Source organism: Burkholderia sp. AU44665, assembly GCF_030504405.1.
Lineage (GTDB): Bacteria > Pseudomonadota > Gammaproteobacteria > Burkholderiales > Burkholderiaceae > Burkholderia > Burkholderia semiarida.
In genome coordinates this window covers 13,588-30,052 of the sequence record NZ_JAUJRI010000010.1, presented here as the reverse complement: position 1 = coordinate 30,052, position 16,465 = coordinate 13,588, and the positions used below count along the sequence as shown (strand labels likewise).

Here is a 16,465-nt window from a genome sequence, read left to right as displayed (position 1 = left end):
GCGTTACGCCTGTTGCGGCTCGGCCGCGCATGCGGCGTCGAACGCGCGTTGCAGCGCGGCCGCGTCGAGATCCTCGCCGATCAGCACGAAGCGGCTCGCACGCGTTTCGCCGTCCTGCCAGCGGCGGTCGAAATAGCTGTCGAAACGGCGCCCGACGCCCTGGATCACGAGCCGCATCGGCGCGCCGGGCAGCGCGGCGAAGCCTTTCGCGCGATAGATCGTGTGCGCTTCGACCACACGCTGCAGCGCGGCGATCGTCGCTTCGCGCGTGCCGGCGTCGCCCGACACCACGACCGAATCGAAATCGTCGTGATGATGATCGTGATCGCCGTCGTCGGCCGAGCCGTGATGGTCGTGACGCAGGTGGATCGTTTCCTCCGACGCCGATTCGAGGCCGAGCAGCATCGCGAGGTCGAGCTCGCCGCGCGTCGCACGCACGATCTTCACCTGCGGCGGAATTTCTTCGCGGATCGCGGTTTCGATCCGCGCGAATTCGGCGTCGTCGACGAGGTCGGCCTTGTTCACGATCACGAGATCGGCGGACGACAGTTGATCGGCAAAGAGTTCGTGCAGCGGCGATTCGTGGTCGAGGTTCGGATCGGCGCGGCGCTGCGCGTCGACGGCCTGCGGGTTTTCCGCGAACTGGCCGCTCGCGGCGGCCGGCCCGTCGACGACGGTCACGACCGCGTCGACCGTGAAGCTGTTGCGGATCGTCGGCCAGTTGAACGCCTGCACGAGCGGCTTCGGCAGCGCGAGGCCCGACGTCTCGATCAGCACGTGATCGATGTCCGCGCGGCGCTCGACGAGCGCTTCCATCACCGGATAGAACTCTTCCTGCACGGTGCAGCACAGGCAGCCGTTCGCGAGTTCGTACAGTTGGCCCGACGCTTCGCCCTGCGCGCCGTCGGCCTCGTCGCAGCCGATGCCGCAGCCCTTGAGGATTTCGCCGTCGATGCCGAGCTCGCCGAACTCGTTGACGATCACCGCGATGCGGCGGCCTTCGGCGTGCTGCAGGATGTGACGCATCAGCGTCGTCTTGCCGCTGCCGAGAAAGCCCGTGACGATCGTGACGGGCAGCTTGCGTAGGGTCATGGTAGGTCCGGTGTCGAAGAAGGAATCAGGACGGGATCGTCGCGTCGGTGGCGGCACGGCCATTCACGGGACGGTACGCGGGAAGGTCGCCGCGCAGTCCGGCCGGACAGCCGCGGGACGGACGGAACAACGAATCGGGCATGGTGCTTCCTTGCGAACGGTCGACATCGTGAATGCCAACACGGCTGCTGCCTGCCCCGCCCGCATCGCGCCGTTCGCCGTGCCGGCCGGGCGCGTTCGCGCGCCGGCGGATCGGAGGAGACAGCGGGAAACACCGGGCGTCGGGCCTGCCGCGGCCGTGGACGATGCGCCGCCTCCCCGCGGCGCTGAACCCCAACGTTTAGGCCGGTATCCGGGCTGACGAACACGCCGCTTCGCCTTCCCGGATGCGCGGCATCCAGTGGCGGTCGTCCGCATGCGCAGGGCATGCGGCGAAGCGGCGCTGCGTGGCGCTTGCGCGCGACGCGTTCGCTTACCGTTGCGGGGGCAGCACAGGTTGGCTCGACTGCGGCGCAGGCAGGCTCCCTGTTTCCCGTTTAACTGCGTGCGCCGGAGCGGCGCGCGCGAGCACCAAAACGCGTGCGAGTGTAGGCGGCGGGGCCGGGAGCGTCAAGGCGAGCGGTGCGCAGCGAACGCGAATGATTGTCGTTTTCAACTGGGCGAGATAAACTTCACCCGATAACAACGCAACCACAGCGCAACGGCAATGTGAGGCAATCACTCAGTTATCCTTAAATTTCCATGTCGAAACGACAGATATCCGGGCGGCGCTTTCCTGTGCTGGCCCTGTCGCTGTGCTCGATCGCCGGTGTTGCCTCCTTCCCTGCCCCGGCGGCCGAGTTCGACGACGAACTGCCCGCGCTCGAGGTGCGCAGCCGCCGTCATCCGAACGATCCGCGCGCCGAAAGCGTGAGTACGGCGACGCGCACCGCGACCGATCCGCGCGACGTCCCGCAAACGATCGACAGCGTGCCGGTCGAGGAAACGCTGTCGTATGGCGGCCGCACGCTGGCCGACGCGCTGGCCGGCGTGCCGGGTGTGTCCAATACGTCGGACACGCGCTTCGATTCGTTCCGCATTCGCGGCTTTTCCGCCGCGGGCGACCTGCTGCTCGACGGCATGCGCGACGACGCGCAATACGTGCGCAGTCTCGGCAACATCGAACGCGTCGAAGTGCTGAAGGGGCCGGCGGCGGCGCTGTACGGGCGCGGCAGCGGCGGCGGCGTCATCAACCGGATCACCAAGCAGCCGCTGCCGGAAAACTTCGGGCATGTGTCGGCGGCGACCGGCAGTTATGGACGACTCGGCGCGTCGGTCGATCTCAACCGGATGCTGTCGGGCGCATGGAGCGTGCGGCTCAATGCCGGACGCGAACACGCGGGCAGCTTCCGCGACCACGTCGACGGCACGCGCCAGTACGTCGCGCCGTCGATCAAATGGCAGGACGCGCGGCGAAGCTGGCTGCTGCAGTTCGAATACGACACGTACCGGCGCGTGCCCGATCGCGGCATGCCGGCGTCGGTCGCCGCGGTCGATGCAGCCGGCAAGCCGGTCGCGTACGCGCTACCGTCCGCGCCGCGCGCGACCTTCTTCGGCGCGGCGGGCCGCGACACCATCCGCGACGAAAACATGAACTGGCGCTCGGTCTTCACGCACGCGTTCGATGGCGGCTGGGAACTGCGCCATACGCTGGGCGTGCTGGATCTGCGCAGCACTTTCGACAACACCTACGTCACGCAAAGCTACGTCACGAAGCCGCGCGACTACCGGCGCGTGCAACGGGCGCGCTACCTGCAGGACATGACGCATCTGAACGTGCAGACCGGCGTCGAACTGGGCGGCAAGGTCGCGACCGGCCCGGGCGTGCATCACCTGCTGTTCGGCATCGAATACGGCTGGCAGAAACGCGCCCCGACGCTCTGGCAGGCCGACGCGGCGCGGGTCCCGATCACCGGACCGGATCGTCTCGCCCTGGCCGGCTCGACGCCGCGTCCGTATGCGATGAATCGCCACCGTGTCAGCGATTACGCGATCTTCGCGCAGGATCGCATCGACTTCGGGCGAGCATGGAAGCTCCTCGGTGGCGTGCGGGGAGAACGCTTCGACGTCGATTCGACCAACGCGCTGAACGATCTGCATGCACGGCGCACGACGACGGCGTGGAGCCCGCGGCTCGGCGTCGTGTGGTCGCCGGTGAGCGCGCACAGCCTGTATGCGTCGTACAGCAAGAACTTCGCGCCGGTCGGCGGCGACCTGATCGGCATCACGCCCGGCGCGCGCGGCAACGCCAACGATCTCGGCCCGCAATACACGCGTCAATACGAGATCGGCGTGAAAAGCGACTGGCGCGACGGCGCGCTGAGCACGACGCTCGCGCTGTTTCAGCTCGATCTGTACAACCGCCGCGTCGCCGACCCGGTTCGGCCGGGATTCTTCGATCTCACCGGCCTCGAGCGCAATCGCGGCATGGAACTGGGCGTCGCCGGCCGGCTCACGGGCGACTGGTTCGTCCGCGGCGGCATCGGCTGGCAACACGCGCGGGTGGTCGACGCCGAACCGAAGTACGCGGGCAAGCGGTCGGCGGGCGTGTCGGCGTCGAACGGCAGCCTGTTCGTCGGCCATGCGCCGCTGCGCGGGTTTTTCGCCGAACTCGGGCTCGTGTACGAAGGTGCGCGCTACGCCGATCGCGACAACCTGCTCGAACTGCCCGCCTACGTGCGCTGGGACGGCAAGGCCGGATATCGCACGCGCGACCTGGAGGTGACGCTGGCGGCCGTCAACCTGACTGATCGCGACTACTACGCGAATGCGACGAGCGTCGCGCAGATCATGCCCGGCGCGCCACGCACGTTCACGCTGACGGCGACGTACAAGTTCTGACCGCGTGCATGGTGCCGCCGCCCCGCGCAGCGGGCGCGCCGGGGCCGCTCGCGCGGCGCACGCGTGTGCTATCGTATGCGCCGCGTTCGGTGCTCGCATGCGCATTCCGTGCATGCAGTTAAACGGGAAACAGGAGGCGAAGATCCGCCCGGCCTGTGCTGTCCCCGCAACGGTACGCCGCCCGCGCAACGCGCTCTGCCGCGCGTGCGCCCAGGCCGCCCGCGATGCCACTGCCCTTCTGCCGGGCGGGAAGGCTGCGGCCTGGCAAGCGGCCAGCCCGGATACCGGCCGACGCAAGGGGCGAGCGCACTGCTCGCCGAACGCCCGATCCGCGGGGGACGGATCGGGTGCGCATTCCACCCGCGTCCGCGCGGGTTTCGCCCGATCCGTCATGCACTGCCTGCCCGCCGGCCGCCGATGCGCCGCCCGCCTGCCCTGTTCCACTGTTTCGACACGGTGCGCGCCGTGCCGCGCGCGATGAGCCGCGCCTGGCTCGTCGGCGCCGGCCCCGGTGACGCCGACCTGCTCACGCTCAAGGCCGTACGCGCGATCGGCGCGGCCGACGTGCTGCTCGTCGACGATCTCGTGAACCCCGACGTGTTGCGCCATGCGCGTGCCGATGCGTCGATCGAGCACGTCGGCAAGCGTGGCGGCCATGCGTCGACGCCGCAGGAGACGATCGTCGCCGCGATGCTCGCGCACCTGCGCGCGGGCCGCAGCGTCGCACGGCTCAAGGGCGGCGATCCGTTCGTGTTCGGCCGCGGCGGCGAGGAACTGATCGCGCTCGGCGCGGCGGGTTTTCCGGTGGAAGTCGTCAACGGCATCACGGCCGGCATCGCCGCGCCGGCCGCGCTCGGCATCCCGGTCACGCACCGCGGCGACGCGCAAGGCGTGATCTTCGTCACGGGCCACGGCGCGGGCGCCGACGAGCCCGACTGGCGCGCGCTCGCGGCCACCCGCATGACGATCGTGATCTACATGGGCATCCGCCGGCTCGACGCGATCGCCGCGGCGCTGCGCGACGGCGGCCTGCCCGGCGACACGCCGTGCGCGGCGATCGAGAACGCCACGCGCGCCGAACAGCGCCACGTACTCGCGACGCTCGATACGCTCGTCGCGCGCGTCGGCGAAACCGGCATCGGTTCGCCGGCGATCGTCGTGATCGGCCGTGTAGCCGCGCTCGCCGACGATCCGGCGGTGCGCGCGGCGCTCGGCGGCCGCGCATGATGCGCGTCGCGCTCGGCGTCGGCTTCCGCGCGGGTGTCACGCCCGCGCAACTCGATGCCGCGATCCGCGCCGCGCTCGCGCGCCATCCGGGCGCCGAACCAGCGCTCGTCGCGACGCTCGCCGACAAGGCGCGCGCCCGTGCGCTGCGCACGCTGTGCGCGCGCCGTGGCTGGCCGCTCGTCGCGTTCGATGCGGCGCAACTCGCGAGCCGTCCGGAACTGGCCGCGAGCGGTCCTTCCGACGCAGTGCTGGCGCGCTTCGGCGTCGCGGGCGTGGCCGAGCCGTGCGCGCGGCTCGCGGCGCCGCATGGCCGGCTGCTCGGCCCCAAATCCATCCGGGACGGCGTGACGGTCGCGCTCGCCGGCCCGCTTTGAACCCATTGTTTCGCTTTCGACAGGACGATTCCCGATGAAGACCGATTCCGAATCCCATCAGCGGATGGCCGAACGCCGCCGCGCCGGCCACGAGAAGAAGCAGGCCGCCGCCACGCAGGAGAAAGGCCTGCTGATCGTCCACACCGGCAACGGCAAGGGCAAGAGCACGGCCGCGTTCGGGATGGCCGTGCGCGTGCTCGGCCACGGCATGCGGCTCGGCGTCGTGCAGTTCATCAAGGGGGCGCTGCACACGTCCGAGCGCGACTTCCTCGGTGCGGTCGCGCAATGCGATTTCGTGACGATGGGCGACGGCTATACGTGGAACACGCAAAACCGCGACGCCGACATCGCGACCGCGCGCAAAGGCTGGGACGAGGCGCGCCGGATGATCGAAAGCGGCGACTACCGGATGGTGATCCTCGACGAGCTGAACACCGTGCTGAAGTACGAATACCTGCCGCTCGACGAAGTACTCGCGACGCTCACGGCTCGACCGGAGTCGGTGCACGTCGTCGTCACCGGGCGGCACGCGCCCGATGCGCTGATCGATGCGGCCGATCTCGTCACCGAAATGCGACTCGTCAAGCATCCGTACAAGGAGCAAGGCGTGAAGGCGCAGCGCGGCGTGGAGTTCTGAGCATGCCGGCCTGCCCCGCGCTGTTCGTCAGCGCGCCCGCGTCGGGCCAGGGCAAGACGTCGGTGACGGCCGCCCTCGCGCGGCTGCACCGCCGGCTCGGCCGCCGCGTGCGCGTGTTCAAGACCGGGCCCGATTTTCTCGATCCGATGCTGCTCGAACGCGCGAGCGGCGCACCCGTGCATGCGCTCGACCTCGGGATGGTCGGCGAGGCCGGCTGCCGCGCGCTGCTCGCCGAAGCCGCGCGCGACGCGGACCTGATCCTGATCGAAGGCGTGATGGGCTTGTTCGACGGCACGCCGAGCAGCGCCGATCTCGCGGCCGCGTTCGGCGTGCCGGTCGTCGCGGTGATTTCGGCGAAGGCGATGGCGCAGACGTTCGCGGCGATCGCCTTCGGGCTCGCGCGGTTCCGGCCGGGGTTGCCGTTTCACGGCGTGCTGGCCAACCGCGTCGGCTCGGCGCGGCATGCGGAGTTGCTGCAACAAGCGTTGCCCGGCGACCTGCGCTGGCTCGGGCACGTGCCGGTCGATGCGGGTATTGCGCTGCCGGAGCGGCATCTCGGCCTGCATCAGCCGGCCGATATCGACGATCTCGATGCGCGGCTCGACCGCGCGGCCGATGTGCTCGCGCAAACCGCGCTCGCCGAGTTGCCGCCTGCCGTCACATTCGCGGAACCGGACGTGGCCGCACCGCTGCCGCGTGCGCTGGCCGGCAAGCGGATCGCGGTGGCGCGCGATGCGGCGTTTTCGTTCATCTATCCGGCGAATCTCGCGTTGCTCGACGCACTCGGTGCCGAGCTGCGATTCTTCTCGCCGCTCGCCGACGAACCCGTGCCCGACGATTGCGACGCGCTGTTTTTGCCGGGCGGCTATCCGGAACTGCATGCGGCGACGCTTGCCGGGAATGCCGCGACCGCACGGACGATTCGCGCGCATGCGGCCGCCGGCCGGCCGATCGTCGCGGAATGTGGGGGGATGGTGTATCTGTGCGAATCGCTGACCGATGTGGATGGGTCGACGACGCCGATGCTCGGCGTGCTGCCGGGCCACGCGACGATGCAGCGCCGGTTCGCGGCGCTCGGCATGCAGCAGCTCGATACGCGCACGGGGCCGATGCGCGGTCATACGTTTCACTACTCGCGGCTCGCGACGCCGCTGGTGCCGATTGCGAACGCCACGCGCCCCGACGGCACGCCGGGCGGCAGCGAAGCCGTCTATCGCAGCGGCGCCATCGTCGCGACGTACATGCACATGTACTGGCCGTCGAATCCGGATGCGGTCGTGGCGTTGTTCAGCGGGGACGTGCTCTGAACGGATCAATGCCGCGCCTGCATCGAGACGGCATACTGTGGGGATTGAGCGTCGCTTTGTAGCGACTACTACGGCATTCAACGTGCGCTGCTACAGATGTCGCTCGATGTCCATTCGCTGATGCAGGACACGGATGATGTCGATGTTTTCATCCGTTTCACGGTAAAACACAACGTGAGAGCCAGCGGGGTAGCGAAAGATGTGGCCAACATATGCCAATGTTTGGTACATCTCGCATTCGGCCCCTACGAAGTCGAGACGATGGTCGGCCGGTGCTGCATCTCGCCTCGTCCGTCACACCAGAAACGCCTCGGCCAACTTCACCCAGTACGACGCACCGGTCGGCAACGCCGCGTCGTTGAAGTCATAGCCGGGGTTGTGCACCATGCAGCCGCCCTCCCCGTCGCCGTTGCCGATGATCAGGTAGCAGCCCGGCCGCTTCTCGAGCAGGAACGCGAAATCCTCGCTGCCGGTGAGCGGCACCATTCCGTCGATCAGATTGGCTTCGCCGACCCATTCACGCGCGACGCCGCGCGCGAACGCCGTCATCTCCATATCGTTGACGAGCACGGGGTAGCGGCGCTGGTAGTCGATCGTCGCGGTCGCGCCGAACACGGCTGCCTGCGCATGCACGACCTCCTTGATGCGCGTCTCCAGCAGGTCGCGCACGTCGGGCTTCAGCGCACGCACCGACAGGCGCATCTGCGCGCGATCGGGAATCACGTTCGGCGCGTCGCCCGCATGGATCGCGCCGACCGTGACGATCGCCATGTCGAGCGGCGACACGTTGCGCGACACGATCGTCTGCAGCGCCAGCACGATCTGCGCGCACACGACGACGGGATCGATCGCCCGGTGCGGCACCGCGCCGTGTCCGCCGCGGCCCTGCACGTCGATGACGACCGTATCCGACGACGCCATGAACGGCCCCGGCAGGAAACCGAACGTGCCGGTCGGGAAGCCCGGCATGTTGTGCATCGCGAAGATCGCGTCACAGGGAAATTGCTCGAACAGCCCGTCGTCGAGCATCTTCTTCGCGCCGCCGAGCCCTTCCTCGGCCGGCTGGAAAATCAGGTTCAGCGTGCCCGAGAAGCGGCGCTCGCGCGCGAGGTGCTTCGCGGCCGCGAGCAACATCGCCGTGTGGCCGTCGTGGCCGCACGCGTGCATCTTGCCCGCGATCGTGCTCTGGTACGGCAGGCCCGTCGTTTCGTGGATGGGCAGCGCGTCCATGTCGGCGCGCAGCCCGAGGCGCTGCTGGCCGTCGCCCACTTTCAACTGCGCGACGACGCCAGTGCCGCCGAGCCCGCGATGCACGGTGTAGCCCCATGATTGAAGTTGCTCCGCGACGAGATCGCTCGTCGCGAATTCCTCGAAACCCAGTTCGGGGTGGGCGTGGATGCGATGCCGGATCTCGATCATTTCGTCGGCAAGGCCTGCGGGGATCACGCTGTGCGTCACGGTGTCGTCTCCTGTTGTCCAGTGGGGAACGTGCAGGCAAGGATAGTTCGTTGAGCGACAACCGGACAGACGGAAAGTTGTCGCGGTGGCAACCGTTGATTGTCGGTCGAACGCAGGGCGCGGGGCAAAGCGCGGCCGCCCGTATGGGCTATCCCATACGAACGACTGCCGCTAGCGACAGGCATGCCCGACACGGGGTGTTCCGGCTCGATTTTCACACGGAGGTTATCGTTGGCAGTCGCCCAACATCCCGGAATAATCTCTTTACATCAACGGGTTGAAATGATTTGTTCATTTTTTGACGGTTGTACATTTTTTGTGTACGCTGACAAAACAGTGAACAAGCGATTCTCCGTGATGCCCGCGAACGTCCCCCTCCCCATCTCGGAACAGCACGTGCTCGACGAGGCTTGTGCCGCGTTCGGACGCGCGACCCGGCGCTTCGCCGCGCGGCCCGTGCGCGTGCCGCACGCGTACCAGGCGCGCGCCGACGCCATGATCCGCTTCGACATCGCCGGGCAGACCTTCGAGATGCCGGCAGCCGTGAGCGTCGGCGTCGAATCGCTGCAAGCAGCGCTCGCGGCGCTGCGTCGCCGCGGCGGCCCACCGGTGCCGGGCGAGCGGCCGCTGATGCTGGTCGCACCTTATTTTTCTGCCGAACTGGCCGCCCGCCTGACCGAGCACGACATCCCGTTTCTCGATACCGCCGGCAATGCGAGCCTGATCCAGCCGGAGGCCACCCTGATGATCGCCGGCCGACCGAAACCTGCGCGTACGCCGCGCCGTCAGGCGTCGCGCGCGACCACGCCGAAGGGGCTCGCCGTGATGTTCGCGCTCGCGACGCAGCCGGGCCTCGTCGCCCAGCCGTACCGGGCGATCGCCGCCGCGTCGGGCGTCGCGCTCGGCACGGTCAATCTCGCGATGGACGACTTGATCGCGCGCGGCCTCGTCGCGCAGCGGCGCAACGGCGAAAGGCTGATGCCGGACTGGCCGCGCTTCCTGCAGGAATGGGTCGCGCTGTACCCGAGCCGCCTGCGCGCGAAACTGCCGGCCCGGCGGTTTGCCGCGATCGCACCCGACTGGTGGCGCGGCTTCGATTTCGCCGCCTTCGATGCGCGGCTCGGCGGCGAAGCGGCGGCGGATCTGCTGACGCACGACCTGAAGCCGGCGGCGATCACCGTCTATACGCACGGCGCCGTGCCGAACCGCCTGCTGCTGCAGGCGCGCCTGCGCCCGGACGAGCACGGCGACGTCGAGCTGCTCGAAGCGTTCTGGCCGCGCTCGCCGGCGCTCGACTGGCACGAGCAGGATGTGCCGCTCGTGCCGCCGCTCCTGATCTATGCGGATCTCGTCTCGTCCGGGGACAGCCGCAACCTTGCTGCCGCCGAACGGATCCATGACCGATACCTCACCCACCCGCCCGCTTGAAGTCGAGGCGAGCCGGCCGCTCGAACCGGCGGCGGTCGCGCTGCTGCGAGCGGTCGGCACGACCTGCGCGCAGCTCGACGCGGCCTTCGTCGTGGCCGGCGCAACCGCGCGCGACATTCTGATGTGGCATGTCCACGGCATCCGGCCGGCGCGCGCGACGCGGGACGTCGACGTTGCCGTATGCGCGGTGAGCTGGCCGTTCCACGCGCAGCTCGTCGATACGCTCGTCGCGACCGGGCGATTCACGCGAGCACCGAAACAACAGCAGAAACTGCTGTTCGAAAGCGGCATGCCGGGCTTTCGCACCGAGCTCGATCTCGTGCCGTTCGGGCCGCTGGAAGCGCCGCCGGGCGAAATCGCGTGGCCGCCGGCCGGTGAATTCGTCCTGAACGTGCTCGGCTTCCAGGAAGCGGTCGACACGGCGCAGCCGGTATCGATCGACGCGCGGACCGTGGTGCCGGTCGCCCGTTTGCCCGCCCTCGCGCTGCTCAAGCTGCTCGCGTGGAAAGATCGGCGCGCGCGCCAGAACAGCGACGCGTACGACCTGCTGTTTCTGCTGCGCCACTATCATGACGCCGGGAATCGCGAGCGCATCTGGGATGCGGCGGCCGATCTGCTCGAGACACATGCGTTCCAGCCCGGTCTTGCCGCAGCCGGGTTGCTCGCGCGGGATGCGAAACGCATTGCCCTGCCGCAAACGCGCGACGCCATCCGCGCATTGCTGTCCGACGAAGCAACCTATGCGGCACTCCGCCAGGATCTGCTCGCTCGCGCGTTCGCGCTGCTGCCAGGCGAATTCAGCGACGATGCCGAACGGTATCTCGACGCGTTCCGCCGGGCGTTTCTCGTCGATTCGCCCCCGCCGCACGCATGATGCGCCAAGCAGCGGAGACGGCATCGCACTTTCAGCCCGACGTGTTCATGCCGCCCAATCCTCCAGCGACAACCCCGCGACACGGCCGAATTCGCGGCCGTTGTGCGTGACGAGCACCGCACCGGCCGCGATCGCATGCCCGGCGATCGACGCATCGTTTGCGCCGATCGGCGTGCCGCGTACGGCGAGCGCCGCGCGAATCGCGGCCGTGGCGTCTACTGCCGCGGCATCCCACGACAGCACGCCATCCAGCCGGGAAACGAAGGCCGTCACGAGTTCCGCATGCTTCGGGGACGCTCGTTTGCCAACCGCGCCGAAGCGCATCTCGGCGTAGGTAACGGCCGACACGACGATCCGGTGCTGCGCGTTGACGCACGACTGCAACCGCGACAGCACGACGGGTGGCCGCTCGCGCATGATGAACGAACAGATGTTCGTATCGAGCATGTAGAGCGTGGTCACCGGTTGGACTCCGTCGGGGCGTCGGCGTCGCCGGACAGATCGAAGCGACCGGACTCGATGACGGCCGGGCGTTCGGCAAGGAAATCGGCATCGGCCAGCGGTTCGTTCGCGAACGACAGCCACGTGGGACGTACCGGCCGCAACAGCAGCGTATCGCCCTCGCGGCGGATCTCGAGTTCCGTGACACCCTCGAACTCCATGTCCTTCGGGATGCGGATTGCCTGGTTACGGGCGTTCTTGAAAATGGAAACGGTGCGCATGAGCCACTCCGTGGAAGTACGATGCGCCCATTCTAGACATATGCCGGCATATGTCAATTTGGCGGGTGGCGAACTCGCGGTTGCGTCCCACGTTGTCGAGGATGTCTGATTCATGCTGGCGGCCTGTCGTCGATGAGAGAAGTGCCCCATTCTTCATGACGCAGGCCGCGCGGTCCATATACCGGACGGCCGATGCATGCGCATCGCAAGGCCGCGCGCACCGTCGCAGCGACGCCGCGTGCCCGGCCCCGTCAAGGCAACCGGAAAGTGTCAAAAAACGTATCGCGCTCGATCACGGTGAGCGCCGCGCGCTTGTGCGGGAAATCGAATTCCTTCAGCGTGTAGAACCCGAGCCGGTGCATGTACGCGATATGCCGCACGTGATCCACGCGCGGCTCGCCGACGAGCCGCTGCGTACGCGGCTCGTCGACGAACATGTAGTGCAGCACCCCGCTCCACCACGCATGCAGCTTGCCCGCGCTCTGGAAACGCGAATCGCCGATCAGCAGGTGCAGCCCGCGATCGTAGTCGTGCGCGTCGTAGAACGGCGCGAGGCGGTCCTCCTTCGCCCAGTAGAACTCGAAATAGCCGAACGGCGTGTCGTCGAAATAGCCGATCATCGGGTGCATGTGCGGGTCGGCCAGCCGTTCGGCGAGATACGCCGCATGCTCGTCGCGCGTGCCGCGCTGGTCCCAGAAATGCGCGACACGGTCGAGGTTCATCCAGCCGCTGAACAGGTCCGCGTGTGCATCGATGTCGACGGTGCGCAGGCTGAACGTCATCCCGACCTGCGGCATGTGGCGCGCGTAGATCTCACCGGCCGGCGACGGCGGCCGCACCGGATGCCGATGGCCGTTCGTGATCGCGTAGCGCAGCGGCATCCCGCCCGACGCGCTCGCCTTCAGCCACGGTCGCGGATTCTGCCAGAACGTCGTGCGCGACACGGTGAGCCGCAGCGTGTCGCCCGCGACTTGCGCGCCGTCGATCACGCCCTCGCGCACCGCACGCGCGACGTACGCCGCCACGGCCGCCGCATCGGCGCCGCCGCGCGGCACCGAGATCGTCGCCGCGTCGTACCGCGTGTCGGTGTTGAACAGCGCGACGAACGTCGCGAGCAGCGCGTCGGGTGTGTCGTCGGGCCGCCATGCGTCGAGCGCATGCTCGACGACGGCCTCCGCCTGCCCGTGCGCGGCGCCGTCGAGCGCGGCGGCCGCTTCACCTTCGACCGCGTCGGCGGCGCGTTTCGTCAGCGTGTCTTGCATCACAATGCTCCCGCGTCGTGGCGGTCGGCGAGGACGTGCAGCCCGCGCTCGAGCGCCGGAAACAGGCTGCGCTGGAAGTTGTTCCAGCGCAGTTCGAGAATCGTGTCGTCCGGCGCGATCGGCGTGTCGAGCACGTCGCAGATCACCTCGCCGGAATCGATACCGTTGTCGACGTAGTGGAACGACGCACCCGTCATCGTGACGGGTTCGACCGCCGACGTGGCGCCCGTGGCCCAGTCGACGCGTTCGCCGCGCGCGCCGTGCAGCGCGTCGAGCGTCGCCCACGCGCCACGCCGCTGGTACGGCGAATCGTCGGCCGTGATGCCCGGGTGGATGTTCGCGATGCGCCGGTGAAAGCGCGCACCCGGCCGCACGAGTTCGTCGAGGATCACGAGCAGCCCGTCGAGCACGACGATGTCCGCTTCGAGTTCGAGCAGGCGTTCGAGCAGACGGCGCTCGAACGCCTGTTTGCCGGCCACGCGCTCGCGCGCGTCGCGCGGCAGCCGCCGGTACGTCGACGCAATCGTGCAGAACAGTTCGTCGACCGGCCTGCCCTGCACCGTCAGGCCTTCCGGCAGGATCCACGGTCGGCCCGGGGTGCGCGCGAAACCGTAGTCGGCCACTTTCGCGCGGTCGGCCGGCGAGCCTTCGTCGTCGTCGACGATCACGCCCTGGAGCGTGTAGCGTTCGCCGAGCGGCGAATCGTTCAGGCGCTCGACGAGGAATTCGAGCGGCGCCTTCATGTAGCGCGTGCCGCCCCGATAAGCGACCGGCTGGCCGGCACGATCGGCCGCGCCGTTGCGCAGCGACTGGATGTAGACGAGATTTTTCTTCGGCATGGATGCGTCGTGGAAAAGCGGACGAAGGCGCCGCGGCCGCCCGCGCCGGCCACGAAGGCCGGCCGGCGAGCCGCGGCGCGCGACGTCACCAGTTGTATTTCGCGGTCGCGATTACCGTGCGGTCGGTCCCGAAAATGCAGACGTTGTTCGACTGGCAACCGCTGATGTAATGACGGTTGAACAGGTTCGTCCCGTTCACGGCGAAGCGCCAGTTACGCATGTCGTAATGCAGGCCCGCGTCGAACAGCGTGACGCTCGATACCGTCAACGAGTTGTCGGCCGCACCGGCCGACGCGCTCTGGTAGCGAATGCCGCCGCCGAGGCCGAAGCCCGCGAGCGGCCCCGTGTGCCACGTCCAGTCGGTCCACAGCGACGCCATCTGGCGCGGCCGCGGGATATCGACCGGCCAGTTGTTCAGCGAGACGTCGTTCGCCTGCACGTTCTTCACGTCCTGATAGACGTACGACGCGATCACCGACAGGTTGCGCGTGACCTTGCCGGTCGCGCTCAGCTCGATCCCGCGCGAGCGCACCTCGCCCGTCTGCACCGACTTCGTGCCGGTCGGATCCTGGCTCGGCAGCGCCGACGTGAGCACGTTGGTCTGGTTGATCTGGTAGATCGCCGCGTTCAGCATCAGGTTCTTGCCGGGCGGCTGCCAGCGCAGGCCGGCTTCGATCTGCTTGCCGCGCGTCGGCTGCGGCAGCCCGCCGCCGACCAGGTTCACGCCGATCAGCGGATTGAACGACGTCGCGTAGCTGACGTACGGCGACAACCCGTAATCGCCCTGGTACGTGAGGCCGACGCGGCCGGTGAATGCCGTCACATCGGCCTTCGTCGACGTGCCGGCCGCGCGGTCGTCCTGCCGCAGGTTGACCCAGTCCTCGCGGCCGCCGAGCGTCAGCGTCCAGCGGTTCCACTTGATCTGATCCTGCGCGTACAGGCCGAACGTGTTCAGCGTCGTGTACGTGTTGGTGCGGATCGTCGCGTCGGGCGTGAACACCGCCGTCGTGACGGGCTGGTACACCGGGTTGTAGATGTTCAGCGGCGGCGCGGCGGCCAGCCATTCGCTGTCGGTCGCGGTCTGGCGGTTGTACTGGAAGCCGAGCAGCAGCGTGTGCTGGAGCGGGCCCGTGGCGAAGCGGCCCTCGAGGTTGTTGTCGATGTCGAAGCGGCTGTAGTTCATCTGGAACACGCCGGCCCAGCGCGACACGTCGGTCGTGCTGCCCTCGACGAAGCCGTTGCCGAACACCGAACCGTTGTCGAGCGACAGGTGCATCAGCCGCGTGTTCTGGCGGAACGTCCAGGCCGGCGTCAGGTTGCGCTCGAACTGGTAGCCGACCGACCACTGCTTCTTGCGGTAGTAGTTGAAATTCGGGTCGCCGCCGTAGACGTCCTTGTCGAGCTGCCCGTTCGGATTCGGCAGCACCGTACCCTGCGCGGGCAGGAAGTTCGACGAGATGTCGCCCCAGTCCTGCAGGTAGGTCGCGGACAGCGTCAGCGACGTATCCGCGTCCGGGCGCCAGCGGAACGACGGCGCGAGCGCGACGCGCTGGTCGTTGTTCGGGCCCGTCAGCGCGTTGCCGTCGCGCGCGACGCCGACGAACCGGTACGCATACTTGCCGTCCGGATCGAGCTTGTCGCCGACGTCGATCATGAACTGCTTGCGCGCGTAGTCGCCGATCTGCACGCCCGCTTCGCGCACGCGCTCGCCGTCGGCGAGCTTGGTGTGCACGTCGATGATCGCGCCCGGATCGCCCGCGCCGTACAGCACCGAGGTCGGCCCGCGCAGCACGCTGATGCTGTCGATCATGTACGGGTCGACGCGCCAGCTCGCGAGGTTGATCGTGTTCGGCACCTGCAGCCCGTTCACGTAGGCGGTCGGCGTGAAGCCGCGCAGCGCCGCGTACCAGTCGGAGCGGTTGTCCGAGCCGTACGACGAGAAGCCCGGCACGTAGCGCAGCGCCGCGTTCACGTCGGTGGCGCCGGTCATCTCGATCTGCTGCGCGGTGACGACGTTGATCGTCTGCGGGATCTCGTTGAGCGGCGTGTCGGTCTTGGTGCCGGTCGTGCTGCGCTTCGCGACGAGCCCGACCGTGCCGTCACCTGCCGAGGCCGCGTTGACGGTGATCGCCGGCAGCGTGCCGTTTTGCGCGCTGGTCGACGCATTCGCCGTCGCGCCGTTTTGCGCACTGCTGGCCGACGCCGCGGCGCCCGCGTTCACGGCCGGCGCCGTCTGGGCGTATGCGTGCCCTGCCGCCGTACCGAACGCCACGCTTGCCGCGGCTGCGATCGCACGCAAACGCGTGCCTGTTGCCCACTCCATCTTCTTCTGCTCCACTTTTTCATGCGGTCTCCGACCGCGCCT

At 68.4% G+C, this 16,465-nt stretch carries 15 protein-coding genes and 2 riboswitches; of the genes, 7 read left to right on the top strand and 8 right to left on the bottom strand.

Annotated features, from left to right (window positions below):
- Positions 1-3: 3 nt before the first annotated feature.
- Positions 4-1,092 (bottom strand): cobalamin biosynthesis protein CobW, encoded by a 1,089-nt coding sequence (gene cobW / locus QZM15_RS20660; RefSeq protein ID WP_226231777.1) that lies wholly within the window; start codon positions 1,090-1,092, stop codon positions 4-6.
- 325 nt (positions 1,093-1,417) lie between these two features.
- A riboswitch (cobalamin riboswitch) is annotated at positions 1,418-1,682 on the bottom strand.
- Between the two features lie 187 nt (positions 1,683-1,869).
- Between cobW and QZM15_RS20655 the strand changes: the two genes are divergently transcribed.
- The 5 genes from QZM15_RS20655 to QZM15_RS20635 all read left to right on the top strand — a co-directional run bounded on the left by QZM15_RS20655 (position 1,870) and on the right by QZM15_RS20635 (position 7,517).
- Positions 1,870-3,972: a TonB-dependent siderophore receptor gene (locus QZM15_RS20655; RefSeq protein WP_302107165.1), complete on the top strand. Its 2,103-nt coding sequence runs from the start codon at positions 1,870-1,872 to the stop codon at positions 3,970-3,972.
- A 70-nt stretch (positions 3,973-4,042) separates the two neighbouring features.
- Positions 4,043-4,280: riboswitch (cobalamin riboswitch) on the top strand.
- A 169-nt stretch (positions 4,281-4,449) separates the two neighbouring features.
- The gene (gene cobA / locus QZM15_RS20650) at positions 4,450-5,199 is read left to right on the top strand and encodes a uroporphyrinogen-III C-methyltransferase (RefSeq protein WP_059584328.1); all 750 of its coding nucleotides are present in this window, start codon (positions 4,450-4,452) and stop codon (positions 5,197-5,199) included.
- The gene (locus QZM15_RS20645; RefSeq protein ID WP_099316395.1) at positions 5,196-5,573 is read left to right on the top strand and encodes a cobalamin biosynthesis protein; all 378 of its coding nucleotides are present in this window, start codon (positions 5,196-5,198) and stop codon (positions 5,571-5,573) included. The genes cobA and QZM15_RS20645 overlap by 4 nt, the downstream gene beginning before the upstream one ends.
- A 34-nt stretch (positions 5,574-5,607) precedes the next feature.
- The gene (gene cobO / locus QZM15_RS20640) at positions 5,608-6,210 is read left to right on the top strand and encodes a cob(I)yrinic acid a,c-diamide adenosyltransferase (RefSeq protein ID WP_059584089.1); all 603 of its coding nucleotides are present in this window, start codon (positions 5,608-5,610) and stop codon (positions 6,208-6,210) included.
- A 2-nt stretch (positions 6,211-6,212) separates the two neighbouring features.
- On the top strand, positions 6,213-7,517 hold the full coding sequence (locus QZM15_RS20635) for a cobyrinate a,c-diamide synthase (RefSeq protein ID WP_302107164.1): 1,305 nt from the start codon (positions 6,213-6,215) through the stop codon (positions 7,515-7,517).
- A gap of 90 nt (positions 7,518-7,607) precedes the next feature.
- Here QZM15_RS20635 and QZM15_RS20630 read toward each other — a convergent pair whose 3' ends face one another.
- A complete protein-coding gene (locus tag QZM15_RS20630) occupies positions 7,608-7,748 on the bottom strand; it encodes a type II toxin-antitoxin system RelE/ParE family toxin (RefSeq protein WP_081066538.1) in 141 nt (46 codons plus the stop codon).
- Between the two features lie 63 nt (positions 7,749-7,811).
- Positions 7,812-8,975: a M20 aminoacylase family protein gene (locus QZM15_RS20625; RefSeq protein ID WP_060318504.1), complete on the bottom strand. Its 1,164-nt coding sequence runs from the start codon at positions 8,973-8,975 to the stop codon at positions 7,812-7,814.
- 357 nt (positions 8,976-9,332) lie between these two features.
- Between QZM15_RS20625 and QZM15_RS20620 the strand changes: the two genes are divergently transcribed.
- Positions 9,333-10,403: a type IV toxin-antitoxin system AbiEi family antitoxin gene (locus tag QZM15_RS20620; RefSeq protein ID WP_302107224.1), complete on the top strand. Its 1,071-nt coding sequence runs from the start codon at positions 9,333-9,335 to the stop codon at positions 10,401-10,403.
- Positions 10,372-11,277 (top strand): nucleotidyl transferase AbiEii/AbiGii toxin family protein, encoded by a 906-nt coding sequence (locus QZM15_RS20615; RefSeq protein ID WP_059643318.1) that lies wholly within the window; start codon positions 10,372-10,374, stop codon positions 11,275-11,277. The genes QZM15_RS20620 and QZM15_RS20615 overlap by 32 nt, the downstream gene beginning before the upstream one ends.
- A 45-nt stretch (positions 11,278-11,322) precedes the next feature.
- Here QZM15_RS20615 and QZM15_RS20610 read toward each other — a convergent pair whose 3' ends face one another.
- From QZM15_RS20610 to QZM15_RS20590, 5 genes are all read right to left on the bottom strand, one after another.
- Positions 11,323-11,739, bottom strand: a complete 417-nt coding sequence (locus tag QZM15_RS20610; protein WP_081059271.1) for a PIN domain-containing protein — start codon at positions 11,737-11,739, stop codon at positions 11,323-11,325.
- Positions 11,736-11,999: a type II toxin-antitoxin system VapB family antitoxin gene (gene vapB / locus QZM15_RS20605; RefSeq protein WP_059584333.1), complete on the bottom strand. Its 264-nt coding sequence runs from the start codon at positions 11,997-11,999 to the stop codon at positions 11,736-11,738. The genes QZM15_RS20610 and vapB overlap by 4 nt, the downstream gene beginning before the upstream one ends.
- Positions 12,000-12,250: 251 nt before the next feature.
- Positions 12,251-13,261, bottom strand: coding sequence for a GNAT family N-acetyltransferase (locus QZM15_RS20600; protein WP_124860974.1), 1,011 nt, complete (start codon positions 13,259-13,261; stop codon positions 12,251-12,253).
- Positions 13,261-14,100 carry a formyltransferase family protein gene (locus QZM15_RS20595; RefSeq protein WP_089464741.1) on the bottom strand — a complete coding sequence of 280 codons (840 nt, stop codon included), beginning with the start codon at positions 14,098-14,100 and terminating at the stop codon, positions 13,261-13,263. The genes QZM15_RS20600 and QZM15_RS20595 overlap by 1 nt, the downstream gene beginning before the upstream one ends.
- 85 nt (positions 14,101-14,185) lie before the next feature.
- Positions 14,186-16,423, bottom strand: coding sequence for a TonB-dependent siderophore receptor (locus QZM15_RS20590; protein WP_302107163.1), 2,238 nt, complete (start codon positions 16,421-16,423; stop codon positions 14,186-14,188).
- Positions 16,424-16,465: the final 42 nt, after the last annotated feature.